Origin of the sequence: Rhizobium sp. RU35A (assembly GCF_900156005.1) — a bacterium.
GTDB lineage: Bacteria > Pseudomonadota > Alphaproteobacteria > Rhizobiales > Rhizobiaceae > Neorhizobium > Neorhizobium straminoryzae.
Genome location: NZ_FTMR01000007.1, coordinates 119,204 through 141,168, shown reverse-complemented (window position 1 = coordinate 141,168; position 21,965 = coordinate 119,204). Strand labels below are relative to the sequence as shown.

Below are 21,965 nucleotides of genomic sequence, written 5' to 3'. Positions count from 1 at the left end.
GACCACCATGCTTATCAACCGAGCAAATATCGAGACCGCATTCACCGGCTTCAAAGCCTCATTCAATCGCGGTTTTGAAGGTGCAAAGCCTTCGTACAGCCGCGTTGCCATGACGATCCCATCGACGTCGTCCAGCGAAAACTACGGCTGGTTGGGTCAGATCCCGAAGATGCGGGAATGGCTGGGAGACCGGATCGTCAACAATCTGTCGGCCCACAGCCATACGATCACGAACCGGAAGTTTGAGAACACCATCACGGTCAAGCGTGAGGAGTTCGAGGACGATCAGTACGGCATCTTCAGCCCGCTTTTCGAAGAGATGGGCAAAGGCGCAAAGGAACTGCCTGACGAACTGGTCTATGCCCTCCTTACGCTCGGATTCAGCAGCAAGTGCTATGACGGGCAGTATTTCTTCGATACCGATCATCCGGTCAAGAACGCTAACGGAGAGCTGGTCTCTGCCTCCAACTCGGACGGCGGCAGCGGCTCACCCTGGTTCCTGCTGGATGGGAACCGGGCGATCAAGCCGATCATCTACCAAGATCGCACCAAGCCGCAACTGACCAGCCTCGACAACGACAACGACGAAAACGTCTTCTGGCGTGACGAGTATGTCTACGGCGTGCGCATGCGCGCCAATGCGGGCTTCGGCCTGTGGCAGTTGGCCTATGGCTCGAAACAGGTTCTCGACGCAACCAACTACGCTGCGGCTCGCGCCTCCATGATGAGCCTTCGTGGAGACAGTGGCCGTCTTCTCGGGATCACGCCGACGCTGCTGGTCGTCGGGCCTGCCCTTGAAGAAGCCGCACGGGAACTCATCCTTTCCCAGACCAGGGCGGCTGGCGAGAGCAACCCGTGGCGGGACTCAGTCGAACTTCTGGTCACGCCTTGGGTTGGTTGATGCTTTTCGGCCTCGTCTGATCTGCAACGAGGCCCTGCCAGACGGCATGAGGCGACCATGCCGTCTGGCTCCATTTCGCTCACCACGGATGAACTGGGAGCGGATACCCATCATCCCTTGTCCTCGTTGGGGGATGATGCTCGGCTGGTTCGCCAGCCGCCCCGGCAGCGTCCGCCGACCGCGCTGCCGGGGATATTGAACCGGCACGCTTGGGCGGGTTCGAAGCCGCTTCAATCCTTGTTTGAGGCAATTTCGAAATATCCTTCGCCGAGCTGATATTCGCGGACGGCCTACGAAGCGCAAAAAGGAACGTTTGATGTCTGAAGCAAAACAAGATGCCACCGTTCACGTGACTGCGACGTTCGAAAAATGCGCGGAATGTGGCCGTTTTGCCTTTCCGAAGGGAACGGTCACGTTAGCCTTGGATGAGTATGAGCTTTTGAAGTCGAAGGCCTGTGCGGTCGATCTCGGTTTGATCAAGAATTATCGAAATCTCTCCAGGACACGAATCGCCCGCAATTCAATGCACGCCGATTTTGTGTTGCGGCGCTTGCCCACAATGACTGTGAGCGAGATCATGGGGGCGTTTGTGAGAGAATTCGGCGAGGGGCTGATTTCGCGCTCGCAACTATATCGTTTCGCCCAGGATATGGGGGGCAGGCGGAAGGACTGAACTCATGTCTTTTCGCCGGAAATCGAGACAACTCGACAAAGACCTGATATTCCCGGTTGTTCCCATGAAAAGGGCTACGTTCCGGGTTATTGATAACATGTACACTGAGCCGAAGAGACAATCCGGGCTCATTGGTGAGGACCCTCGCCACAGATTCGGCGGGAATCGGTGGATGCTGCCGGCTGGGGTGATGCAGTGCACAAAATGCCATCCGTGAGGGATGGTCATTCCAGCCGGGAGTCTTCATCATGCGCATGCTGTTTTCGTCCGTCCTGCCGTTTGCAATCTCGATGTCCCTTTCCCTTCCCGCATCTGCCGCGGCTCCTGTCTGGCCAGATACTCCGGTCATGCGGCTTGAAGCGCTCGCCCTTTTGCAGACGCTGAATGCCGAATTGCTCAGTCATGACAGCGCGACACTGACGCTCGATCGCTGGTGTGCAGCCCACCACCTCGCCGATGGCGAAAAAATCGTTGCCGAACGGATAAAGGGCGAAGACAAGCCCGCTTCAGAGGAGGTGCGTCATCTGCTGAACGTGTCCGGGGACACGCCACTTGCCTATCGTCACGTGCGGCTGAAATGCGGATCCGTCGTGCTTTCGGAGGCGGACAACTGGTATATACCTGCTCTTCTGACGCCCGAAATGAACAGGACGCTGGAGACCACCGACACCGCCTTTGGCCGTGTGGTGCAGCCGCTGCACTTCCAGCGCCACACGGTTTCCGCCGACCTCCTGTGGCAGCCGCTGCCGGCGGGATGGGAAACGGGAGCCGCGGCCCAGGCCGCCACGTCCGGCGGTCTCGACATGCCCGATTATCTGCTGCGCCATCATGCCTATCTCGCAACGCCGTCCGGCACGCCATTCAGCGTGGTGGTCGAGACCTACACAAAGAGCATCCTCGGCTTTGCACCACGGGACGTGACGGCACGCTGATCTCCCTATCACCTGCCCAGGCGGGCTCGCGGGTGACAGGCTGTCGTTCGGCTGGTATGAGCGCGCTCACGAAGGTGGCATCCGGACGTGCCGGATCCATGGTTTTACCGGAATGTGGGATCGATCATGTCAGTCACAGCCAATGCAGTGGTATCCGTCGGCGAGGGTGCAAGCCAGGTCCAGTTCTCAAACAGCGCACGCCTGTCGCTCATCTGTGGTCCCTGCCAGATGGAAAGCCGTGAGCATGCCTTCATGATGGCCGGTGCCATCAAGGACATCTGCGACCGTCTCGGCATCGGTCTTGTCTACAAGTCCTCCTTCGACAAGGCCAATCGCACCTCGATTGCCGGCAAGCGTGGCATTGGCCTCGAGAAGGCCATGGAGGTGTTTGCCGACCTGAAGAAGGAGTTCGGCTTTCCGGTGCTGACCGACATTCACACCGAGGAGCAGTGTGCGATCGTTGCCGAGACGGTCGACATCCTGCAGATCCCCGCTTTCCTCTGCCGGCAGACCGATCTTCTGGTGGCTGCTGCCAGAACCGGGCGCGTGATCAACGTGAAGAAGGGCCAGTTCCTCGCCCCCTGGGACATGCGCAACGTTCTGGCCAAGTTCACCGAAAGCGGCAATCCGAATGTGCTTCTGTGTGAACGGGGCGCATCCTTCGGCTACAATACCCTGGTGTCCGACATGCGCTCGCTGCCGATCATGGCGGCCATGGGCGCGCCGGTGGTCTTCGATGCGACTCACTCGGTGCAGCAGCCGGGCGGTCAGGGTGCCTCGACCGGCGGCCAGCGTGAATTCGTCGAAACGCTGGCGCGTGCCGCGGTCGCCGTCGGCGTTGCCGGTGTTTTCATCGAAGCGCATGAGGATCCCGACAATGCGCCCTCCGACGGCCCGAACATGGTGCGCCTCTCGGAGCTTGAACGTCTGCTGGAAAAGCTTCTGGCGTTTGACGCCGTTGCCAAGGGCTGAGCGGGCGAACCCCGGCGTCAGGCAGTCATCAGAAGGGGGGCGTCCAGGCCCCCTTTTGGTGTCGACTTCCAGGATGACGGGTCCTCAGGAGGCCAGTCGGAAGCCTTGCTGCGACCGTGTGCTGACGGTTCGGAAACGGCCAAGCTGGCTTCCCAGATCCCGTGCGCAGGTTTCGAGGTCGCGGCAGGCCGCATTCGCCTCCTCCGCCATGGCCGCATTTTTCTGCGTGACCTGATCCATCTGGCCGACCGCATCGCTGACTTCGTCCAGAGCGCGGGATTGGTCGCGCGCTGACTGCACGATGGCATCGATCAGGGTACCAACCTGCTCCATCTGATGTTCCATTTCCGTCAGTGCGTCGCCGGTGCGGTTGACGAGGCCAACGCCGAGGCCGACTTGCGTGTTGGACACGTCGATCAGCTGGCGGATCTCGCGCGCGGCATTGGCGGAGCGGCTTGCGAGTTCGCGGACCTCCATGGCGACGACTGCAAAGCCCTTGCCCGCCTCTCCGGCGCGGGCCGCTTCCACGCCCGCGTTCAGCGCCAGGAGATTGGTCTGGAAGGCGATCTCGTCGATCACGCCGATGATCTGGCGAATCTGCGTCGATGACTCCTCGATCTTGCCCATGGCGGCGACGGCATCGCGAACGATGGTGGTCGACCGTTCCGCGCCGCGCCGGCTCTCTGCCATCTGGCGGTCTGCCTCCTGCGCCCGCTCTGTGGTGGCGCGCAGGGTGACGGTGATCTGGCTGAGCGCGGATGCCGCCTCCTCCAGCGATGCCGCCTGCGCTTCCGTTCGGCGCGACAGGTCGTCGGTGCCGGTGGAAATGTCGCAGACCCCGGACTGCACCGTCTGCATGGCGACCGCGATGCTCAACAGCGCCTGTTCCAGCGACTGGACGCTGCCATTGAACTGTTCGCGCAGCATCTCGTAGTCCGGTGCAAAGCGGTCCTCTATGCGAATGGTCAGGTCGCCGCGTGACAGCGATTCGAGGCTTGCGGCGAGTGTCGCGATCACCTTGGCGCGGGCGGCGTCTTCGCCGGCCTTGCGCTCCATGTCGTCCCGCTCTGCCTGCATGGCCTGTTCGCGCGCCTCCTCCTGTTTCTTGCGGGCTGCGATGCGCTCCAGCGCGTTTTCGCGAAACACGGTCACCGCGCCGGCCATTTCTCCGATCTCGTCGGCACGATCATGGAAGGGAACCGGCTGGCTGTAATCGCCTTTGGCAAGAATACTCATATAATCCCGCATGCCGTTCAGCGGTCTTACGGCACGACGATGCAGCAGATAAAGACCGGCCCCGAGTAGAAGCAGCGCGCTGCCGGCTGCACAGAGAGAAATCAGCGTCAGCCCGGTCGTTTCGGCAGACGCCTGCCTCTCTGCCGCTGCCAGGAAATCGTTTGCCTTGGCCACCAGTTGCAGCACATTGGCCTGGTGGCGCTCGAAGGCCGCCTTCAGGGCGACCGTCGCTGCCTTGACCTCATCTGCGTTGCCGGACGTGACAGCGCTCGCATAGCGCCCGGCAAGGATCGTCCAGAAGGCATCGGCGGTCGGTTCGAGCTGTTCCTTCAATTGCGCCTTCAGGTCCGATGCAAGGCCTGTGCCCGGCCAATAGGCCTTGCGCTCGTCATAGGACTTCTTCAGGTCGGCAATCTTCGCCAGATTGCCGCTGGCCGCCTCCGGATGATAGGCGCCTTCGGTCGCCAGCAGATAGGCTTCCACCACGAAAAGCGGCGGCGGCAGGATATCGGCGACCAGATCCTTGCCGTAGACGATCTGCTGATACACCGGTCCGTTCACCCGCAGACGGTCGAAGGCGTAGGTCTGCAGCCCGATGGCGAGGGCCACGCCACTGCCCACCAGGATGCCAAAAAGCGTGAGGCTTCGCGCGATCGTCAGGTTCATTGCATGCCCTCCCGGCCAAAGGGCGAAAGCTGGTTGTGCCGCCTGTTGTGCGGGCTCCGCCGGGTCAATAGTTCATGCGAAATGAATTACTTTTTTGATAAAAGCCAAGCCAAGGTTTCGCTCCCAGATTTGGAACTGCCTGTTCTGCTTCCGGTCTCGGTTTAGCCCTCAGCCGGCATCCGCCGCACAGCGCGTGATCATGGGGCCGGCGACGGAACTGTCATTCTCCTGCCATTGTATTTTCTGTACCGTTGGATAAGACAGGCAGTGATTTCCACCGCACTTACCAGCAGGAAAAGTCCATGACAGCCATCACCGATATTATCGCGCGCGAAATTCTCGACAGCCGAGGCAATCCGACCGTTGAGGTCGATGTTCACCTCGAAGACGGCAGCATGGGCCGGGCGGCCGTGCCGTCGGGCGCCTCCACTGGCGCGCACGAGGCCGTCGAGCTGCGCGATGGCGGCAAGCGCTATCACGGCAAGGGCGTCGAGAAGGCTGTCGAAGCCGTCAACGGCGAAATCTTCGATGCCATCGGTGGCCATGACGCCGAAAACCAGATTCTGATCGACAACCTGATGTGCCAGCTGGATGGCACGCCGAACAAGTCTCGCCTCGGCGCCAACGCCATCCTCGGCGTGTCGCTCGCCGTTGCCAAGGCTGCTGCCGAATCGGCGGGCCTGCCGCTGTTCCGCTATGTCGGCGGTCCGAATGCCCGCCTGCTGCCGGTGCCGATGATGAACATCATCAATGGCGGTGCCCATGCCGACAACCCGATCGACTTCCAGGAATTCATGATCATGCCGGTCGGCGCGGAAAGCATTCGTGATGCCGTGCGCATGGGTTCGGAAGTCTTCCATGTTCTCAAGAAGGAGCTGGCTGCCGGCGGTCACAACACCAATGTCGGTGACGAAGGCGGTTTTGCGCCGGGCCTGAAGAGCGCACCTGAAGCGCTCGACTTCATCATGAAGTCGATCGAGAAGGCCGGTTATCGTCCGGGCGACGACATCCATCTCGCTCTCGACTGCGCCTCGACCGAGTTCTTCAAGGATGGCAAATATGCGCTGGAAGGCGAGGGCCGCACGCTTGAGCCGGAAGCCATGGCCGAGTACCTCGCCGAGCTTGCTGCAAAGTACCCGATCATCTCGATCGAGGACGGCATGGCGGAAGATGACTGGAACGGCTGGAAGTATCTGACCGACAAGATCGGCTCCAAGGTGCAGCTGGTCGGCGACGATCTGTTCGTCACCAATTCGGCGCGCCTGCGCGACGGCATCAAGATGGGCGTTGCCAACTCCATCCTTGTGAAGGTCAACCAGATCGGCTCGCTGACGGAAACGCTCGATGCCGTCGAAACCGCGCACAAGGCGGCCTACACCGCCGTTATGTCGCACCGTTCGGGCGAGACCGAAGACGCAACGATTGCCGATCTCGCCGTTGCCACCAATTGCGGTCAGATCAAGACCGGCTCGCTGTCGCGTTCTGACCGGATTGCCAAGTACAACCAGCTGATCCGCATCGAGGAACTGCTGGGTCCGCAGGCTGCCTTTGCCGGCCGCGCCGTGCTGAAGGCCTGATCGGCCTTCGACAACGAAACAGAAAACGAGGGGCGGTGCCGAAAACGGTTCCGCCCTTTTTCTTTTGCCGGGCCGTGGCGATAAAGATGGTCAACGATTGTTTAATCAACTTCTGCCAATCTGACAGAACGTAATGCGTTTCAGGGCAAAATCTCGCATGTGGACGAGGCATCACAAAGAACGGAAACTGGGTCGCCTGATCCTTCCGGCGATCACCGCCGCCTTCCTTTCCTATTTCGGCTATCATTCCGTTCACGGCGATCTTGGCCTGATCGCGACCGAGAAATTCGAACGCATGCGCCTTGAACGGGCCGCGCAACTGGCCAAATTGGTTCAGAAGCGGCAGGCGCTGGAGCGTCAGGTGCAGTTGCTGAGCGACGGTTCGCTGGAAAAGGACATGCTGGACGAGACTGCGCGCTATCAGTTGAATGTGTCGCGCGGCGATGAGATCGTGATCTTCAACAACTATTTCTAAATTAACCGAATTCCAGTTAATTCAGCTTTTTCCCTGAAATTTCATGGCTTTGATTATCATGTGAGCCATGCATTTATGGCATTGCTGGGGCGAACATTCTTGCCTATGGTACGCATAACCAATCAAACACGCAGGGAGGTTATGAATGGCGCCGAAGCAAGTCGCGTCCGCCGCCGGTCGCAAGACGGCAGCGAAGCCTGCAAAATCCAATGGTGGAGCTATCGCTGAATTCGATAAGGCCGAGGAACTCAAGGCCTATCGCGAAATGCTCCTCATCCGCCGTTTCGAGGAAAAGGCCGGCCAGCTCTATGGCATGGGTTTCATCGGCGGTTTCTGTCACCTTTACATCGGCCAGGAAGCTGTCGTTGTCGGCATGCAGATGGCGTTGAAGGAAGGCGATCAGGTCATTACCGGTTATCGTGATCATGGTCACATGCTGGCTTGCGGCATGAGTGCGCGCGGCGTCATGGCGGAACTCACTGGTCGTCGGGGCGGTCTTTCCAAGGGGAAGGGCGGCTCGATGCACATGTTCTCCAAGGAAAAGAACTTCTATGGCGGTCACGGCATCGTCGGTGCGCAGGTTTCGCTCGGCACCGGTCTCGGTTTTGCCAACAAGTATCGCGGCAACGACAATGTCTCGCTTGCCTATTTCGGCGATGGCGCCGCAAACCAGGGTCAGGTCTATGAAAGCTTCAACATGGCGCAGCTGTGGAAGCTTCCGGTCATCTACGTGATCGAGAACAACCGCTACGCCATGGGCACCGCCGTATCGCGCGCCTCCGCCCAGACCGATTTTTCGCAGCGCGGTGCCTCCTTCGGTATCCCCGGCATTCAGGTCGATGGCATGGATGTGCGCGCCGTCAAGGCGGCCGCCGACGAGGCTGTCGAGCATTGCCGTTCCGGCAAGGGTCCGATCATTCTGGAAATGCTGACCTATCGCTATCGTGGTCACTCGATGTCCGACCCGGCGAAGTATCGCTCCAAGGATGAAGTGCAGAAGATGCGCTCCGAACATGACCCGATCGAGCAGGTGCGTCTGCGTCTGGTGGAAAAGGGCTGGGCCTCGGAAGACGAACTGAAGGCCATCGACAAGGATGTCCGTGACATCGTGGCCGACAGCGCCGATTTCGCCCAGAACGATCCGGAGCCGGATGTGTCCGAGCTCTACACCGACATTCTGCTTTAATCGGGGAGGGAACCCATGCCGATCAATATTCTCATGCCCGCCCTCTCTCCGACCATGGAAGAAGGCACGCTGTCCAAGTGGCTGAAGAAGGAAGGTGACAAGGTCACCTCCGGCGACGTGATCGCCGAAATCGAAACCGACAAGGCGACCATGGAAGTGGAAGCCGTCGATGAAGGCGTGATCGGCAAGCTGCTGATCGATGCCGGCACCGAAAACGTCAAGGTCAACACGCCGATCGCCGTGCTGCTGCAGGAAGGCGAAAGTGCCGATGCGATCTCGGCGGCACCGGCATCCGCACCGAAGGCCGATGCTGATACGCCGGCTGCGACCTCGGATGCCGCCGGTGGCAAGGCACGCGAATCGTCCTACGAGCCGACCGCTGCCACGGACACCAAGGTTCCGGCCCAGCCGAAGGCGGCCGTGGCTGCCGATCCGGCCATTCCGGCCGGCACAGAAATGGTGACGATGACGGTGCGCGAAGCGCTGCGCGATGCCATGGCGGAAGAAATGCGCCGCGACCCGGACGTCTTCGTCATGGGTGAGGAAGTCGCCGAATACCAGGGCGCCTACAAGATCACCCAGGGGCTGCTGCAGGAATTCGGCGCCAACCGCGTCATCGACACGCCGATCACCGAGCATGGCTTTGCCGGCGTCGGCGTCGGTGCGGCCATGGCCGGCCTGAAGCCGATCGTCGAGTTCATGACCTTCAACTTCGCCATGCAGGCGATCGACCAGATCATCAACTCGGCCGCCAAGACGCTCTACATGTCGGGCGGCCAGATGGGCGCGCCGATGGTGTTCCGTGGTCCGAATGGTGCCGCTGCCCGCGTGGCGGCCCAGCACAGCCAGGATTACGGCGCCTGGTACAGCCACATCCCGGGCCTGAAAGTCATCCAGCCCTATACGGCGGCCGATGCCAAGGGCCTTCTGAAGGCGGCGATCCGCGATCCGAACCCGGTCATCTTCCTCGAAAACGAAATCCTCTACGGCCAGTCCTTTGAAGTGCCGAAGCTCGACGATTTCGTGCTGCCGATCGGCAAGGCCCGCATTCATCGCCCCGGCAAGGACGTGACGATGGTCTCCTGGGGCATCGGCATGACCTATGCGGTCAAGGCTGTTGCCGAGCTGGAACAGGCCGGCATCGATGTCGAACTGATCGACCTGCGCACGCTGCGTCCGATGGACCTGCCGGCCGTGATCGAGTCGGTGAAGAAGACCGGCCGTCTGGTGACGGTGGAAGAAGGCTTCCCGCAGTCGTCCGTCGGCGATTTCATCGCCAACTCGGTGCAGCGCGAGGCGTTCGACTATCTCGATGCCCCGGTCATAACGATCGCCGGCAAGGATGTGCCGATGCCATATGCGGCCAATCTCGAAAAGCTCGCTCTGCCGAATGTCGGCGAAGTGGTCCAGGCCGTCAAAGCCGTCTGCTACAAGTAACGGGAGGGCAGGCTCATGCCGATCAACATCACCATGCCCGCCCTCTCTCCCACGATGGAAGAGGGCAATCTCGCCAAGTGGCTCGTCAAGGAAGGCGACACGGTCAAGTCCGGCGATGTGATCGCCGAGATCGAGACCGACAAGGCCACGATGGAAGTGGAAGCCGTCGATGAAGGCGTCGTTGCCAAGATCGTCGTTCCCGCCGGCACCGAGGCCGTCAAGGTCAACGCGCTGATCGCGATCCTCGCCGCCGATGGCGAGGATGTGGCGGCCGCTGCCGCCGGCGGCGGTTCGGCCGCACCGGCACCGAAGGCGGACGCTGCACCGGCTCCGGCCAAGGCGGAGGCCGCGCCTGCCGCGTCCGCTGCACCGGCTGGCGCGCCTGCCGCTCAACCGGCTCCGGCTGCGACCAATGGCGACCGCGTCTTCTCCTCGCCGCTTGCCCGTCGCGTGGCGAAGGAAGCCGGCATCGACATTGCCAAGGTATCGGGCTCCGGTCCGAAGGGCCGTGTCGTGAAGTCGGATGTCGAGAAGGCCGTGGCGGGCGGTTCGGCAAAGGCCGCACCCGTGGCTGCCGCACCGGCCCCTGCTGCCGCACCGGCACCGGCGCTTGCCAAGGGTCCGTCGGACGAGGCCGTCCTCAAGCTGTTCGAGCAGGGTTCCTACGAACTCGTGCCGCATGACGGCATGCGCAAGACGATTGCCAAGCGCCTGCAGGAAAGCAAGCAGACCATCCCGCATTTCTACGTGTCCGTAGATTGCGAGCTGGATGCGTTGCTGGCCCTGCGTGCCCAGCTCAATGCCGCTTCCCCTGAAAAGGATGGCAAGCCGGCCTACAAGCTGTCGGTCAACGACATGGTGATCAAGGCGCTGGCGCTGGCGCTCCGCGATGTTCCGGATGCCAACGTCTCCTGGACCGACAGCGCCATGGTCAAGCACAAGCATTCCGATGTCGGCGTTGCCGTATCGATCCCGGGCGGCCTGATCACGCCGATCATCCGCAAGGCCGAGACGAAGAGCCTGTCGGCCATCTCCAACGAGATGAAGGACTATGGCAAGCGCGCCAAGGAACGCAAGCTGAAGCCGGAAGAGTATCAGGGCGGCACGACGGCCGTGTCCAACATGGGTATGATGGGCGTCAAGAACTTTGCCGCCGTGGTCAATCCGCCGCATGCCACCATTCTGGCCGTCGGTGCCGGCGAGGAGCGCGTGGTCGTGAAAAAGGGCGAGATGAAGATCGCCAATGTCATGACCGTCACGCTCTCGACCGATCACCGCGCTGTCGATGGCGCGCTGGGAGCCGAACTGCTCGGCGCCTTCAAGCGCTACATCGAAAACCCGATGGGCATGCTGGTGTGACGAGATGAGGAGAGGTGGCTTGTGCTACCTCTCCACGTCTTTCTCCGGGAGGGAGGCTGCCGATGAAAACCGTTCTTGCCTATGGCGACAGTCTGACTTGGGGCTATGACCCGGTGTCGCGCAACCGCCACGCCTACGAGGATCGCTGGACAAGCGTTCTGCAGAAGGCGCTGGGGCATGGAGTGCGGGTCATCGCCGAAGGGCTGAACGGCCGGACCACCGCCTATGACGATCATCTCGGCGATGGCGAGCGCAACGGGGTAAAACTTCTGCCGAGTCTGCTGGCGACGCACAAGCCCCTCGATCTCGTTATCGTCATGCTGGGTACCAACGATCTGAAGCGCGGAATCCAGGGCACGGCGATCGGTGCGACGAATGGCGTCAAGCGGCTGGTGAAGCTGGTGCAGCATCACGACTGGGGTTTTGATTTCGAGACGCCGGACGTGCTGATTGTCTCGCCGCCGCCGATCTGCGAGACGGCGGATGCCCTTTTCGGCGCGCAGTTCAATCAGGCGATCGACGAGGGGGCGATGCTCGCCAGCATGTATCGCGACGCGGCTGACGAACTGGGCTGCGGCTTCTTTGATGCTGGCTCCGTCGCAAGCACCACGCCGCTCGACGGCATTCACCTCGATGCGGACAACACGCGCGCCATCGGCCGCGGCATCGAGCCGGTGGTGCGGATGATGCTCGGCCTGTGAGGCTGCGCAAAAGTTTGATCAGGGTCAAGGAGGACACGCAGACGGTGAGAGTAGCATGACAGTCGAAGTCACGAAGACGGAGGGACGGTCATGTCGAATACCCCACACCATCTCGCGGAGGAATTTCCGGAGCATCTTGTGAAGATGCGCCACCTGCGTGAAACGGATGGCCACTTTCACCGGATCGCAACCGCATACGAGGACATCAATCATCGCATCCATCGGGCCGAAACGGATCTGGAACCCTGCGATGACGTCCGCATGGCGGGCATGCGCAAGGAGCGCCTGGCCCTGAAGGATGAAATACACGGGATGTTGATGCGGGCGGAACCGCTGGCCGAGGAGGCCGAAGTCTAGAGGTTCTGCCGCCGCTTCCACTCCCGAGAAAAACGACAGAAGACGGCTCCGCGCCGGTTCGACACATTCTTGAAGGAGTGGAAGCGCCCATGGCTCAATCCTACGACGTCATCATCATCGGTTCCGGCCCCGGCGGCTATGTAACCGCCATCCGTGCCGCCCAGCTTGGCCTGAAGACGGCCATCGTGGAACGCGAGCATCTCGGCGGCATCTGCCTGAACTGGGGCTGCATCCCGACCAAGGCGCTGCTGCGCTCGGCCGAAATCCTTGATCACGCCAACCATGCCAAGGCCTACGGCCTGACGCTGAACGGCACCATGACGGCTGATGTGAAGGATGTGGTTGCCCGTTCGCGTGGCGTTTCGGCCCGCCTCAACGGTGGCGTCGCCTTCCTGATGAAGAAGAACAAGATCGACGTGATCTGGGGTGAAGCCAAGCTCACCAAACCCGGCGAGATCGTCGTCGGTGCGCCGTCGAAGCCGGCGGTGCAGCCGCAGAACCCGGTTCCGAAGGGCGTGCTGGGCGAGGGCACCTACACGGCCAAGCACATCATCGTCGCAACCGGCGCACGTCCGCGCGCGCTCCCCGGCATCGAGCCGGATGGCAAGCTGATCTGGACCTATTTCGAGGCGATGAAGCCGGATTTCATGCCGAAGTCGCTGGTGGTCATGGGTTCGGGCGCGATCGGCATTGAGTTCGCCTCCTTCTATCGCTCCATGGGCGTCGATGTGACGGTCGTCGAACTGATGCCGAACATCATGCCGGTTGAGGACGTGGAAATCTCCACCTTCGCCCGCAAGCAGCTGGAAAAGCGTGGCCTGAAGATCATCACCGAAGCGAAGGTGTCGAAGGTAGAGAAGGGCGCCAACTCCATCACCGCCCATGTCGAGACCAAGGACGGGAAGGTTCAGACGATCACCGCTGACCGCCTGATCTCGGCCGTCGGCGTGCAGGGCAATATCGAGAACCTCGGTCTCGAAGCGCTCGGCGTGAAGACCGATCGCGGCTGCATTGTCATCGATGGCTACGGCAAGACGAACGTGCCGGGCCTCTACGCCATCGGCGACGTTGCCGGTCCGCCGATGCTCGCCCACAAGGCCGAGCACGAGGGTGTCATCTGCATCGAGAAGATCGCCGGCGTGCCGGGCGTCCATCCGATGGACAAGGCAAAGATTCCGGGCTGCACCTATTGCAACCCGCAGGTCGCCTCGGTGGGTCTGACGGAAGCCAAGGCGAAGGCCGAGGGCCGTGACATCCGAGTCGGTCGTTATTCCTTTGCTGCCAACGGCAAGGCGATCGCGCTCGGCGAGGACCAGGGCATGATCAAGACCATCTTCGACAAGAAGACCGGCGAACTGATCGGCGCCCACATGGTCGGTGCGGAAGTGACGGAACTCATCCAGGGTTTCGTCGTCGCCATGAACCTGGAGACGACGGAAGAGGAGTTGATGCACACCATCTTCCCGCATCCGACGCTCTCGGAAATGATGAAGGAAAGCGTGCTCGACGCCTATGGCAAGGTGCTGAACGCCTGATCTGGTCGACATCCCTTTCCCGCTGTGGGGTGGGAGGGGGAGCTCTCTTGCCGGCTGGCGATACGCAGGCTGGACGAGAGGCCGCAACGATGTCCCTTCTCCTCTCGGGGAGAAGGAGGCCTGAAGGGCCGGATGAGGGGGGCTGCCGCAACGTGGCGCTGGCGAAAGCCGCGCATGTCGCATTGCGCTTCGCCCTCGTCGGGACCATATGAGTGTCCGAAAACGGAAGGACGGTCATGGAAGGTTTGGGTTTCTTTGGCACCATCATCGTCGGCGGTCTTGCAGGCTGGCTGGCGGGCATGTTGATGGATCTGCGCTTCGGCGTCTTCATGAACATCGTCATCGGCGTCGTGGGTGCAGCGATCGCCACTGCCGTTCTGGAGCGCGCCGGCATCTGGGTGGAACCCGGTGCCTGGGGCGGTCTTGTCAGCGGTTTCCTCGGCGCCTGTGCTCTGTTATTTGTCGCCAAACTCGTAAGACGCTAATCCGCCGGCTGAAGGCGGCTTGAAAGCAGGTTAGTCATGGTCACAATCCTCGATCGGATGTCGTCCCCGGACGATTCAAAGCGCGTCCGGCATCCGGAAAAGGCGCATCGTCCCGATACGGAAGTGATGCGCAAACCGGAATGGATCCGCGTCAAGGCGCCGACCTCGAAGGGATACCAGGAAACGCGCGAGCTGGTGCGCAGCCACAAGCTGGTCACCGTCTGCGAGGAAGCGGGTTGCCCGAACATCGGCGAGTGCTGGGACAAGAAGCACGCGACCTTCATGATCATGGGCGAGATCTGTACCCGCGCCTGCGCCTTCTGCAACGTGGCGACCGGAAAGCCCAATGCGCTTGACCAGGACGAGCCTGAAAACGTTGCCAAGGCCGTGCGCCAGATGGGCTTGAGCCACGTCGTGATCACCTCCGTCGACCGTGACGATCTGGACGATGGTGGCGCCGAGCATTTCGAGAAGGTGATCTGGGCGATCCGCGCCGCCTCGCCCGCAACGACGATCGAGATCCTGACGCCGGACTTTTTGAAGAAGCCGGGCGCGCTGGAGCGTGTCGTGGCTGCCAAGCCGGACGTCTTCAACCACAACATGGAAACGGTGGCCGGCAACTACCTTACGGTTCGCCCCGGCGCCCGCTATTTCCACTCCATCCGCCTGCTGCAGCGGGTGAAGGAACTGGATCCGACCATGTTCACCAAGTCCGGCATCATGGTCGGCCTCGGCGAGGAGCGCAACGAAGTGCTTCAGCTGATGGATGACCTGCGCACCGCCGACGTCGACTTCCTGACCATCGGCCAGTACCTCCAGCCGACGCGCAAGCACCACAAGGTGGAAAAGTTCGTGACGCCGGAGGAGTTCAAGTCCTACGAGACGGTGGCCTACACCAAGGGTTTCCTGATGGTGTCGTCCAGCCCGCTCACCCGCTCTTCGCATCACGCCGGCGACGATTTCGCCCGGCTGAAGGCCGCCCGCGAGAAGAAGCTTCTCGCTACAGCCGAGTAAGCCTCGGCCCCCCTATTTGGGGATCGCCTGGCCGCGCTTTCTTTCCCGTAGCTCAAAACGGTGGCTGCGGGCCTCCGCCTTTGCCATTTCCACGAGATAGACCAGCATGGGTAGCTGGTTCATGTCCGCAAGTTGCCGTGTTGATTCCAGCAGTCGCATGATCTGGGTAAAATCGTCCATTGTCCTGTCTGTGGGGCTCTTGTCAGGGCTGTTCTGCATACTGCTTTTACGCGCAACTGCGTGATGATCGGTAAATCAGAGGTTTGTGTGGCACAATTCTTGGGGATAAAGGTTAATTTCGCATTAGGTCTGTGCGTGTTACGACCTTGCCTCGGCCGCGACCACCTGTCACTTGCCAAGCCACCGACCTGCCATTAGCTCACGTCCATGCCAAAGTTCGAAAATCACCGCCCCGTCCGCCATTCGCCGGAAAACATGTTCGCCCTCGTGGCGGATGTGGAAAAATATCCGCAGTTCCTGCCGCTCTGCGACGGGCTCACGGTACGCTCGCGCAAGGAGCGGGATGGCAAGACACTGCTGATTGCCGACATGACCGTGGGCTACAAGGCGATCCGCGAGACCTTCACCACGCAGGTCCTGCTCAATCCGGCCGAACTGACCATCGACGTCAAATATATCGAGGGCCCGTTCAAGTATCTCGACAATCGCTGGACCTTTTCACCCGCCCCGGAAGGATGCGTTGTGAATTTCTTCATCGATTACGAGTTCAAGAGCCGCATCCTCGGCGCCGTGATGGGCTCGATGTTCGACCGGGCGTTCCGCATGTTCGCGGAGGCGTTCGAGGCCAGAGCCGACAAGATTTACGCCTGAACGAGTTCCGCCAGCATCTCCAGTGCGGTGCGGATGGTGGCGGTGCGGATGCCGTCGCGCCCGAGATCGCCGTAGCGCATCTCCCGATGCAGGAGGGTGCCCTTCCTGCTCATCGCAGCCAGATGCACGAGCCCGACCGGCTTTTCCGCCGAACCTCCCCCCGGTCCCGCAATGCCGGTGACGGCGACGGCACTGTCGGCCAGCGAGCGAAACAGCGCGCCGCGGACCATCTGCAGCGCGGTTTCCCGCGACACGGCGCCGAAACGGTCCAGCGTGGCGGGCGTGACGCCCACAAGGTCCATCTTCGCCGCGTTGCTGTAGGTGACGAAGCCGCGATCGACGACGGCCGACGAGCCGGAGATTTCGGTCAGTGCGCCGGCAATCATGCCGCCGGTGCAGGATTCGGCGGTAGAGATCCGTTGGCCCAGCGCGGCATAGTGCCGGATGATGGCTTCGGCCTGGTCGAGAATGTCTGCAGCGAAGATGCTCATGCGAGAACTCCATAGACGACAGTGGCGGTGGCGATGGCGGCGATGCCTTCTCTGCGGCCGATAAAGCCGATCTTCTCGTTGGTGGTGGCCTTCACCGAACAGCGATCGCGGGAAATGCCGAGAATCTCGGAAAGGTTCTGGCACATGGTTTCCCGATGCGGCGCAATCTTCGGCGCTTCCGCGATCAGCGAGATATCGGCATTGGTGATCACGCCGCCGCGCTGGCGCACCATCTCGGCCGCATGGGCGAGGAAGATGCGGGAGGCGGCGCCCTTCCATTGCGGGTCGGAGGGCGGAAAGTGGTCGCCGATATCGCCGGCGCCGCAGGTGGCGAGCAGCGCGTCGGTCAGCGCATGCAGTGCCACATCCGCATCGGAATGGCCGCTGAGGCTCTGGTCGTGCGGGATAAATACGCCGCAGAGGGTTACGCCATCGCCCGAGACCAGTTGGTGTACGTCATAGCCGTTGCCGGTGCGCACGTCCGGCAGGGCGGTCTGGCGGCTCAGCTTCTCGTCGGCCATGGCAATGTCTCTCCTGATCGTCAGCTTGATGTTGTCGGCCGCGCCTTCCGCCAGCGTGACGGCAAGGCCCGCCCATTCGGCAATCGCGGCATCGTCGGTGAAATCGCTGCGGCGGGCGGCCGCGGCCTTCTCATGCGCAGAACAGATGGCGGTCAGCGCAAAGCTTTGCGGCGTCTGGGCGGCATAGAGGCCGGCCCGCGGCACGGTTTCCTGCACGATGCCATTCTCGCCGGCGCGTTTCAGCGTGTCGGTGACGGCAAGCGCCGGCAGCACGGCCACATGGCCGGCGCCCAGCAGGGCTTCGATGCGCTCCAGCAGCGGATGATCGATGAAGGGGCGTGCCGCATCGTGGATCATCACATGCGTGGCGTCTGTCGTGGACAAGGTGCGGAGCCCTTCGAACACCGATTGCTGACGCGTTGCACCGCCATGGGTGATGATGATGCGATCGGCCTTCGCCAGCCCATGCACGGCCGCGGCAAACAGGGATTCATCATCCGGATGGATCACCACCACCACGGGTCCTGCCTTTTCCCAGGTGAGAAAGGCACGCAGCGTGTGGCGGATGACCGGTTCGCCGCCGATCCTGCGGTATTGCTTGGGCCCCTCGTGTGGAGCGCCGGCCCGCTCGCCGCGCCCGGCAGCCACGATAACGATGCCGATCTTCATGAAACTGCCTGTCAGGATCGCTTATTCGGTTGATGAACGACTCAGATCGCCGCCAAGGGGTGGACTTCGCCGGTTGACAGCGCAGAACTATAGACTGAAAACGCCCATTTCCAGCACGTCGCCCAGAAATAACGCAGTTTGGGAATAGCACTTGGCAAACACCCAAACTCTGAATAAAAATAGTGCAAAACTCGTGTGTGCCCGAAAGATCATCATTTGAGTCCCATCACTCTCGCAAGCCCCTTTCTGATTGGTTCGGTGGTCATCCGCAATCGCGTCGTGCTTGCGCCGATGTCGGGCGTCACCGATCTGCCGTTCCGCCAGCTGGCCTGGCGCTACGGGGCAGGGCTGGTCGTGACCGAGATGGTGGCCAGTCGCGAGCTTGCGCATAACCGCGGCGAATCCTGGGAGCGTCTGAAGGGGACGGGTATCCGGCCGCACATGGTGCAGCTTGCCGGGCGCGAGGCGCACTGGATGGCGGAAGCGGCCCGGATCGCCGAAGCAAACGGCGCCGACATCGTTGACATCAATATGGGCTGCCCTGCCAAGAAGGTGACCGGCGGTTATTCCGGTTCTGCGCTGATGCGTGATCCTGACCATGCGCTGTCCCTCATCGAGGCGGTTGTCGCGGCGGTCAAGGTGCCGGTTACCGTGAAGATGCGGCTCGGCTGGGACGAGCAATCGATCAATGCGCCGGAGATTGCCGCACGCGCCGAGCAGGCGGGCGTCAGCCTGATCACCGTGCATGGGCGCACGCGCCAGCAGTTTTACGAGGGGCGCGCCGACTGGGATGCCATTCGTCGTGTCCGCGAGGTTCTCTCGATCCCGCTGATCGCGAATGGCGATGTGGAGACGCATGGCGATGCGCAGGAGATCCTGCGGCGTTCGGGGGCGGATGCGGTGATGCTCGGCCGCGGCGCGCAGGGGCGACCGTGGCATCCGGGTGTTTTCGCCGGCCGCGCCCATCCCGTTCCCACGGAAATGGCGGCGGTTGCCTGCGAACATTACGAATTGATGCTCGGTTTCTATGGCCGCGAGGCTGGCTTGCGCCACGCCCGCAAGCATGTCGGCTGGTATCTGGACCGCTTCGCGCCCGAGATGGCGCCGGAGCGAAAGGCGGGATTGATGACGGAAAAGGATCCGGACATGGTGCTCCGTGTTCTCGGTGAGGAACTGGCGGCTTATCGCGGCCATGCAAGCAGCAGGGAGGCCGCATGAGCAAGGCGTCGCAGGAGGCGGCGGCAGGCAATGCGCTTGCCATGGCCGTTCTGAATTCGGTTCAGAATCCGGTGATCCTCGTCAACGAGGCTGGCGTGATCGCCTTTGCCAACTGGGAGGCGGAAGCCTTCTTCGGGGCAAGCGCTGCGCATCTGGCCCGCAACAGGATTTCTACCTTCATTCCGTTCGGCAGTCCGCTTCTGGCGCTGATCGACCAGGTGCGCGAGCGTCGCGCACCCGTCAACGAATACCGCGTGGACCTGTCTTCGCCGCGGCTCGGCCAGGAGAAGCTGGTCGACCTCTATGTCGCGCCTGTTGTCAGCGAGCCGGGCTCCGTCGTCGTGGTCTTCCAGGAGCGCAGCATGGCCGACAAGATCGACCGCCAGCTGACGCACCGGGCGGCCGCGCGCTCCGTCACCGGGCTTGCCTCCATGCTGGCACACGAAATCAAGAATCCACTGTCCGGAATTCGTGGTGCCGCGCAGCTTCTTGAAACCTCCGTGGCCGACGAGGACCGCGCGCTGACCCGGCTCATTTGCGACGAGACCGACCGGATCGTTTCGCTGGTCGATCGCATGGAGGTGTTTTCCGATGAACGGCCGGTGGATCGCCTGCCGCTCAATATCCATTCGGTTCTCGACCATGTGAAGGCGGTGGCCAAGGCCGGCTTTGCGCGCGACATCAAGATCCTCGAGAACTATGACCCGTCTTTGCCCTCTGTCTTTGCCAATCGCGACCAGCTGGTTCAGGTCTTCCTGAACCTCATCAAGAATGCGGCGGAAGCGATCGGCGACCAGCAGGATGGCGAGATCATGCTGACGACGGCCTATCGTCCCGGCATTCGCCTGTCGGTGGCCGGCACGCGCGAAAAGATTTCGCTGCCGCTCGAATTCTGCGTGATCGACAACGGCCCCGGCGTGCCGAGCGATCTCCTGCCGCATCTGTTCGATCCCTTCATCACCACCAAGACGAATGGCTCAGGCCTCGGTCTGGCGCTTGTCGCCAAGATCATCGGCGCCCATGGCGGCATCGTCGAATGCGACAGCCAAGCGCGCCGCACCATTTTCCGCGTATTGATGCCCATGCACAAGGATGACGGGTCCCAGGAAGAGAACCGTCCCTTGAACACGACAGGAAGCCTGAAATGACCGCAACGATCCTTGTGGCCGACGACGACGCGGCGATCCGCACCGTGTTGAACCAGGCCTTGACCCGCGCCGGCTATGACGTGCGCATCACCTCGAATGCCGCGACGCTCTGGCGCTGGATTTCGGCGGGCGAGGGCGATCTCGTCGTCACCGACGTGGTGATGCCGGATGAAAATGCCTTCGATCTGCTGCCGCGCATCAAGAAGGCGCGCCCCGAGCTTCCGGTGCTTGTGATGAGCGCGCAGAACACCTTCATGACGGCGATCAAGGCCTCGGAAAAGGGCGCCTATGACTATCTGCCAAAGCCCTTCGATCTGACGGAGCTGATCGCCATTATCGGTCGAGCGCTCGCCGAGCCGAAGCGCAAGCCGGCCAAGCTGGACGACGACATGCAGGACGGCATGCCGCTGGTCGGCCGCTCGGCCGCAATGCAGGAAATCTACCGCGTGCTGGCCCGCCTGATGCAGACGGACCTGACGCTGATGATCACCGGTGAGTCGGGCACCGGCAAGGAACTGGTGGCCCGCGCGCTGCATGACTATGGCAAGCGCCGCAACGGGCCCTTCGTTGCCATCAACATGGCGGCCATTCCACGCGACCTCATCGAATCGGAACTGTTCGGTCACGAGAAGGGCGCGTTCACGGGTGCGCAGAACCGTTCCACCGGCCGTTTCGAGCAGGCCGAAGGCGGCACGCTGTTCCTCGATGAAATCGGCGACATGCCGATGGATGCGCAGACAAGGCTGCTGCGCGTGCTGCAGCAGGGCGAGTATACCACCGTCGGTGGCCGCACGCCGATCCGCACCGACGTGCGTATCGTGGCCGCGACCAACAAGGACCTGAAGCAGCTGATCAATCAGGGCCTGTTCCGCGAGGATCTGTATTATCGCCTGAACGTCGTGCCGCTGCGCCTGCCGCCGCTGCGCGACCGCGCCGAGGACATTCCGGATCTTGTCCGCCATTTCATGCAGATGGGCGAGAAGGAAGGGCTTGATGCCAAGCGTTTCGACAATGAGGCGCTCGACATCATGAAGGCCTATGCGTGGCCGGGCAATGTGCGCGAGCTGGAAAACCTCGTTCGCCGTCTGATGGCGCTCTATCCGCAGGACGTGATCACCCGCGAGATCATCGATCAGGAACTGCGCTCCGACGTGCCGGACAGCCCGATTGACAAGATGGGGGCCCGCAGCGGCAATCTTACCATCGCCCAGGCGGTGGAAGAGAACATGCGCACCTATTTCGCGAGCTTCGGCGATGCGCTGCCGCCGCCCGGTCTCTACGACCGCGTGCTGACCGAAATGGAATATCCGCTGATTCTCGCGGCCCTGACGGCCACCCGCGGCAACCAGATCAAGGCGGCCGATCTTCTCGGACTGAACCGCAACACCCTGCGCAAGAAGATCCGCGAACTGGGCGTCTCGGTCTACCGCAGTTCGCGCAGTGCATGAGCGGTTGCTGCTTGACACCTGTCGCAGCTTCGTTGCATTTTCGCCACAATGTGTTGCTCAGTGGTCACGTCAGCCGGTATGATGTGTGGTGTGTGCCAGAGGTCTGGCGCCTGATTGGGGGAAGCGCCCCGTC

22 protein-coding genes are annotated in these 21,965 nt (G+C 61.8%); 18 read left to right on the top strand and 4 right to left on the bottom strand.

All coding sequences use genetic code 11. The annotated features are described in order from the left end of the window. The first annotated feature begins 7 nt into the window (after positions 1 to 7). From F3H95_RS16705 to kdsA, 4 genes are all read left to right on the top strand, one after another. Positions 8 to 901 carry a Mu-like prophage major head subunit gpT family protein gene (locus F3H95_RS16705; protein WP_149746821.1) on the top strand — a complete coding sequence of 298 codons (894 nt, stop codon included), beginning with the start codon at positions 8 to 10 and terminating at the stop codon, positions 899 to 901. 316 nt (positions 902 to 1,217) lie between these two features. Further along, the gene (locus F3H95_RS16700) at positions 1,218 to 1,574 is read left to right on the top strand and encodes a hypothetical protein (RefSeq protein WP_149746820.1); all 357 of its coding nucleotides are present in this window, start codon (positions 1,218 to 1,220) and stop codon (positions 1,572 to 1,574) included. A gap of 347 nt (positions 1,575 to 1,921) precedes the next feature. Further along, the gene (locus F3H95_RS16695; protein ID WP_348530065.1) at positions 1,922 to 2,506 is read left to right on the top strand and encodes a hypothetical protein; all 585 of its coding nucleotides are present in this window, start codon (positions 1,922 to 1,924) and stop codon (positions 2,504 to 2,506) included. Between the two features lie 126 nt (positions 2,507 to 2,632). Then, positions 2,633 to 3,478 carry a 3-deoxy-8-phosphooctulonate synthase gene (kdsA, locus tag F3H95_RS16690; RefSeq protein ID WP_149746818.1) on the top strand — a complete coding sequence of 282 codons (846 nt, stop codon included), beginning with the start codon at positions 2,633 to 2,635 and terminating at the stop codon, positions 3,476 to 3,478. Positions 3,479 to 3,562: 84 nt separating this feature from the next. Here kdsA and F3H95_RS16685 read toward each other — a convergent pair whose 3' ends face one another. Further along, a complete protein-coding gene (locus tag F3H95_RS16685; protein ID WP_149746817.1) occupies positions 3,563 to 5,380 on the bottom strand; it encodes a methyl-accepting chemotaxis protein in 1,818 nt (605 codons plus the stop codon). Positions 5,381 to 5,682: 302 nt separating this feature from the next. Here F3H95_RS16685 and eno point away from each other — a divergent pair, with 302 nt between their 5' ends. From eno to lipA, 10 genes are all read left to right on the top strand, one after another. Beyond that, the gene (eno, locus tag F3H95_RS16680; RefSeq protein WP_142880997.1) at positions 5,683 to 6,957 is read left to right on the top strand and encodes a phosphopyruvate hydratase; all 1,275 of its coding nucleotides are present in this window, start codon (positions 5,683 to 5,685) and stop codon (positions 6,955 to 6,957) included. A 157-nt stretch (positions 6,958 to 7,114) separates the two neighbouring features. Continuing rightward, positions 7,115 to 7,432: a septum formation initiator family protein gene (locus F3H95_RS16675; protein ID WP_142880996.1), complete on the top strand. Its 318-nt coding sequence runs from the start codon at positions 7,115 to 7,117 to the stop codon at positions 7,430 to 7,432. Between the two features lie 145 nt (positions 7,433 to 7,577). Continuing rightward, the gene (gene pdhA / locus F3H95_RS16670) at positions 7,578 to 8,618 is read left to right on the top strand and encodes a pyruvate dehydrogenase (acetyl-transferring) E1 component subunit alpha (RefSeq protein WP_142880995.1); all 1,041 of its coding nucleotides are present in this window, start codon (positions 7,578 to 7,580) and stop codon (positions 8,616 to 8,618) included. Between the two features lie 15 nt (positions 8,619 to 8,633). After that, positions 8,634 to 10,055 carry a pyruvate dehydrogenase complex E1 component subunit beta gene (locus F3H95_RS16665; RefSeq protein ID WP_149746816.1) on the top strand — a complete coding sequence of 474 codons (1,422 nt, stop codon included), beginning with the start codon at positions 8,634 to 8,636 and terminating at the stop codon, positions 10,053 to 10,055. A 15-nt stretch (positions 10,056 to 10,070) separates the two neighbouring features. After that, the gene (locus tag F3H95_RS16660) at positions 10,071 to 11,414 is read left to right on the top strand and encodes a pyruvate dehydrogenase complex dihydrolipoamide acetyltransferase (protein ID WP_149746815.1); all 1,344 of its coding nucleotides are present in this window, start codon (positions 10,071 to 10,073) and stop codon (positions 11,412 to 11,414) included. A gap of 62 nt (positions 11,415 to 11,476) precedes the next feature. Continuing rightward, complete coding sequence (locus F3H95_RS16655; protein ID WP_149746814.1) at positions 11,477 to 12,115, top strand: SGNH/GDSL hydrolase family protein; 639 nt, start codon at positions 11,477 to 11,479, stop codon at positions 12,113 to 12,115. A gap of 90 nt (positions 12,116 to 12,205) precedes the next feature. After that, positions 12,206 to 12,472 (top strand): DUF465 domain-containing protein, encoded by a 267-nt coding sequence (locus F3H95_RS16650; protein ID WP_142880991.1) that lies wholly within the window; start codon positions 12,206 to 12,208, stop codon positions 12,470 to 12,472. An 89-nt stretch (positions 12,473 to 12,561) separates the two neighbouring features. Beyond that, positions 12,562 to 14,007: a dihydrolipoyl dehydrogenase gene (lpdA, locus tag F3H95_RS16645; RefSeq protein ID WP_149746813.1), complete on the top strand. Its 1,446-nt coding sequence runs from the start codon at positions 12,562 to 12,564 to the stop codon at positions 14,005 to 14,007. A gap of 236 nt (positions 14,008 to 14,243) precedes the next feature. Continuing rightward, the gene (locus F3H95_RS16640; protein WP_142880989.1) at positions 14,244 to 14,492 is read left to right on the top strand and encodes a GlsB/YeaQ/YmgE family stress response membrane protein; all 249 of its coding nucleotides are present in this window, start codon (positions 14,244 to 14,246) and stop codon (positions 14,490 to 14,492) included. Positions 14,493 to 14,528: 36 nt separating this feature from the next. Further along, the gene (gene lipA / locus F3H95_RS16635; RefSeq protein ID WP_142880988.1) at positions 14,529 to 15,506 is read left to right on the top strand and encodes a lipoyl synthase; all 978 of its coding nucleotides are present in this window, start codon (positions 14,529 to 14,531) and stop codon (positions 15,504 to 15,506) included. Positions 15,507 to 15,518: 12 nt separating this feature from the next. Here lipA and F3H95_RS27185 read toward each other — a convergent pair whose 3' ends face one another. Next, positions 15,519 to 15,686 carry a hypothetical protein gene (locus tag F3H95_RS27185; protein WP_185969712.1) on the bottom strand — a complete coding sequence of 56 codons (168 nt, stop codon included), beginning with the start codon at positions 15,684 to 15,686 and terminating at the stop codon, positions 15,519 to 15,521. Between the two features lie 207 nt (positions 15,687 to 15,893). Here F3H95_RS27185 and F3H95_RS16630 point away from each other — a divergent pair, with 207 nt between their 5' ends. Continuing rightward, on the top strand, positions 15,894 to 16,337 hold the full coding sequence (locus F3H95_RS16630; RefSeq protein WP_142880987.1) for a type II toxin-antitoxin system RatA family toxin: 444 nt from the start codon (positions 15,894 to 15,896) through the stop codon (positions 16,335 to 16,337). Here F3H95_RS16630 and F3H95_RS16625 read toward each other — a convergent pair. Together F3H95_RS16625 and F3H95_RS16620 are read right to left on the bottom strand one after the other, a co-directional pair. Then, on the bottom strand, positions 16,328 to 16,828 hold the full coding sequence (locus tag F3H95_RS16625) for a CinA family protein (RefSeq protein WP_149746812.1): 501 nt from the start codon (positions 16,826 to 16,828) through the stop codon (positions 16,328 to 16,330). The two genes, F3H95_RS16630 and F3H95_RS16625, sit on opposite strands and share 10 nt — an antisense overlap. Then, the gene (locus F3H95_RS16620; protein WP_149746811.1) at positions 16,825 to 18,018 is read right to left on the bottom strand and encodes a bifunctional 2-C-methyl-D-erythritol 4-phosphate cytidylyltransferase/2-C-methyl-D-erythritol 2,4-cyclodiphosphate synthase; all 1,194 of its coding nucleotides are present in this window, start codon (positions 18,016 to 18,018) and stop codon (positions 16,825 to 16,827) included. Before F3H95_RS16620 ends, F3H95_RS16625 begins: the two co-directional genes overlap by 4 nt. 195 nt (positions 18,019 to 18,213) lie before the next feature. Between F3H95_RS16620 and dusB the strand changes: the two genes are divergently transcribed. Genes dusB through ntrC form a run of 3 tightly spaced genes read left to right on the top strand, consistent with a single transcriptional unit; the run spans position 18,214 to position 21,832 of the window. Further along, complete coding sequence (dusB, locus tag F3H95_RS16615; protein ID WP_149746810.1) at positions 18,214 to 19,236, top strand: tRNA dihydrouridine synthase DusB; 1,023 nt, start codon at positions 18,214 to 18,216, stop codon at positions 19,234 to 19,236. Beyond that, entirely contained in the window at positions 19,233 to 20,384 is a 1,152-nt protein-coding gene (locus F3H95_RS16610; protein ID WP_142880983.1) for a nitrogen regulation protein NR(II), read from the top strand. The genes dusB and F3H95_RS16610 overlap by 4 nt, the downstream gene beginning before the upstream one ends. Beyond that, complete coding sequence (ntrC, locus tag F3H95_RS16605) at positions 20,381 to 21,832, top strand: nitrogen regulation protein NR(I) (RefSeq protein ID WP_142880982.1); 1,452 nt, start codon at positions 20,381 to 20,383, stop codon at positions 21,830 to 21,832. The genes F3H95_RS16610 and ntrC overlap by 4 nt, the downstream gene beginning before the upstream one ends. Positions 21,833 to 21,965 lie beyond the last annotated feature (133 nt).

Coding starts and splice junctions, on each gene's coding strand:
- F3H95_RS16705 (WP_149746821.1), top strand. CDS start 8: ATGCTTATCAACCGAGCAAATATCGAGACCGCATTCACCGGCTTCAAA.
- F3H95_RS16700 (WP_149746820.1), top strand. CDS start 1,218: ATGTCTGAAGCAAAACAAGATGCCACCGTTCACGTGACTGCGACGTTC.
- F3H95_RS16695 (WP_348530065.1), top strand. CDS start 1,922: ATGCGGCTTGAAGCGCTCGCCCTTTTGCAGACGCTGAATGCCGAATTG.
- kdsA (WP_149746818.1), top strand. CDS start 2,633: ATGTCAGTCACAGCCAATGCAGTGGTATCCGTCGGCGAGGGTGCAAGC.
- F3H95_RS16685 (WP_149746817.1), bottom strand. CDS start 5,380: ATGAACCTGACGATCGCGCGAAGCCTCACGCTTTTTGGCATCCTGGTG.
- eno (WP_142880997.1), top strand. CDS start 5,683: ATGACAGCCATCACCGATATTATCGCGCGCGAAATTCTCGACAGCCGA.
- F3H95_RS16675 (WP_142880996.1), top strand. CDS start 7,115: ATGTGGACGAGGCATCACAAAGAACGGAAACTGGGTCGCCTGATCCTT.
- pdhA (WP_142880995.1), top strand. CDS start 7,578: ATGGCGCCGAAGCAAGTCGCGTCCGCCGCCGGTCGCAAGACGGCAGCG.
- F3H95_RS16665 (WP_149746816.1), top strand. CDS start 8,634: ATGCCGATCAATATTCTCATGCCCGCCCTCTCTCCGACCATGGAAGAA.
- F3H95_RS16660 (WP_149746815.1), top strand. CDS start 10,071: ATGCCGATCAACATCACCATGCCCGCCCTCTCTCCCACGATGGAAGAG.
- F3H95_RS16655 (WP_149746814.1), top strand. CDS start 11,477: ATGAAAACCGTTCTTGCCTATGGCGACAGTCTGACTTGGGGCTATGAC.
- F3H95_RS16650 (WP_142880991.1), top strand. CDS start 12,206: ATGTCGAATACCCCACACCATCTCGCGGAGGAATTTCCGGAGCATCTT.
- lpdA (WP_149746813.1), top strand. CDS start 12,562: ATGGCTCAATCCTACGACGTCATCATCATCGGTTCCGGCCCCGGCGGC.
- F3H95_RS16640 (WP_142880989.1), top strand. CDS start 14,244: ATGGAAGGTTTGGGTTTCTTTGGCACCATCATCGTCGGCGGTCTTGCA.
- lipA (WP_142880988.1), top strand. CDS start 14,529: ATGGTCACAATCCTCGATCGGATGTCGTCCCCGGACGATTCAAAGCGC.
- F3H95_RS27185 (WP_185969712.1), bottom strand. CDS start 15,686: ATGGACGATTTTACCCAGATCATGCGACTGCTGGAATCAACACGGCAA.
- F3H95_RS16630 (WP_142880987.1), top strand. CDS start 15,894: ATGCCAAAGTTCGAAAATCACCGCCCCGTCCGCCATTCGCCGGAAAAC.
- F3H95_RS16625 (WP_149746812.1), bottom strand. CDS start 16,828: ATGAGCATCTTCGCTGCAGACATTCTCGACCAGGCCGAAGCCATCATC.
- F3H95_RS16620 (WP_149746811.1), bottom strand. CDS start 18,018: ATGAAGATCGGCATCGTTATCGTGGCTGCCGGGCGCGGCGAGCGGGCC.
- F3H95_RS16610 (WP_142880983.1), top strand. CDS start 19,233: ATGAGCAAGGCGTCGCAGGAGGCGGCGGCAGGCAATGCGCTTGCCATG.
- ntrC (WP_142880982.1), top strand. CDS start 20,381: ATGACCGCAACGATCCTTGTGGCCGACGACGACGCGGCGATCCGCACC.